Origin of the sequence: Streptomyces sp. NPDC006335 (assembly GCF_040612795.1) — a bacterium.
Taxonomy (GTDB): domain Bacteria; phylum Actinomycetota; class Actinomycetes; order Streptomycetales; family Streptomycetaceae; genus Streptomyces.
This window is the reverse complement of the sequence record NZ_JBEXQX010000062.1, coordinates 1-1,062: the sequence shown is the minus strand read 5'-3', so window position 1 is coordinate 1,062 and position 1,062 is coordinate 1. Positions and strand designations below refer to the sequence as shown.

Genomic DNA, 1,062 nt, shown 5'->3' with positions numbered 1-1,062 from the left:
TGGAAGAGCAGGCACACGCCCGTGAACACCACGGTGTGCCACAGGGCCGGTCCGAAGGTCGGGTCCTCGAAAACCTTCCGGTAGTTCGCCAGGCCGGTGAACGGCGCATCGCCCCGCACGAACGAGCGCACGGTGTAATTGCGCAGGCTCAGATCGAGGTTGCGGTACAGCGGATAGGCGTAGAACAGGACGAGGTAGACGGTCACCGGGGCGAGGAACGCCCAGGCGGCCCACTGCGGAGAGGCGGGACGGCGGCGGGTCGTGGGGCGGGCCGGGGGCGGGGCGGCGGACGCCGCCCCGTTCCCGTCGCGGACCGGCAGCGCGACCGGCGCTCGTGTCGTGTGGTTCATCAACGAGCCTCTGCCACTGGTCACTTGACTGCGGACTGGGCGGCCGTGAGCGCGTCCTTCGGCGACTGGGAGCCGCTCAGCGCGGACTGGACCGCCTTCCACAACTGCTCGGAGATCTTGGGGTACTTGGTGCCCAGGTCGTCACTGGTGCGGCCCTTGGCGGCCTTGACCGCGTCCACCCACGGCTTGAGCTCGGCGTTCGCGGCCACCTGCTTGTCCTGGACCTCGGCGGTGGGGGCCACGTAGGACAGCGTCGTGTCGGTGTCGTACAGGTTCTGGCCGCTGGTCAGACAGGACACGAGCTTCTGCGAGATGGCGTAGCGGCCGGTGTCGTCCTGCACCGGGAGGGTGACGAACTCACCGCCCGTCGGGGCGGCCGCGCTGCCTCCCGTGGCGGCGGGGACGGGGATCACGCCGTACTCGAAGCCGGCCTTCTTGGCGTTGGCGAGCTGCCAGGTGCCGTTCTCCGCGAACGCGTAGTCGCCGCTCGCGAACTCCTGCCAGCTGGTGGTCTGGGTGTTGTTGATGACCGAGTTGGGGGCGTAGCCCTTGTCCAGCCAGTTCTTCCACAGGGACAGCGCGGACACGGCCTGGGAGGAGTCGAGGGCGGTCAGCTGGGCGCCCGAGCCCCAGTACCAGGGCAGGAACTGGAAGCTGCCCTCCTCGGTGCCTATCGCGGAGAACGTGATGCCCTTCTTGCCCGCCTTCTTGA

The 1,062-nt window shown here is 68.9% G+C and carries 1 protein-coding gene and 1 pseudogene; both read right to left on the bottom strand.

The window, feature by feature from the left end; genetic code table 11:
• Positions 1-350, bottom strand: a pseudogene (locus ABZ098_RS44960) (sugar ABC transporter permease); the annotation flags it as partial.
• A 20-nt stretch (positions 351-370) separates the two neighbouring features.
• Positions 371-1,062 (bottom strand): extracellular solute-binding protein (locus tag ABZ098_RS44955; RefSeq protein WP_356600908.1); only part of this gene is annotated, 692 nt, incomplete at its 5' end.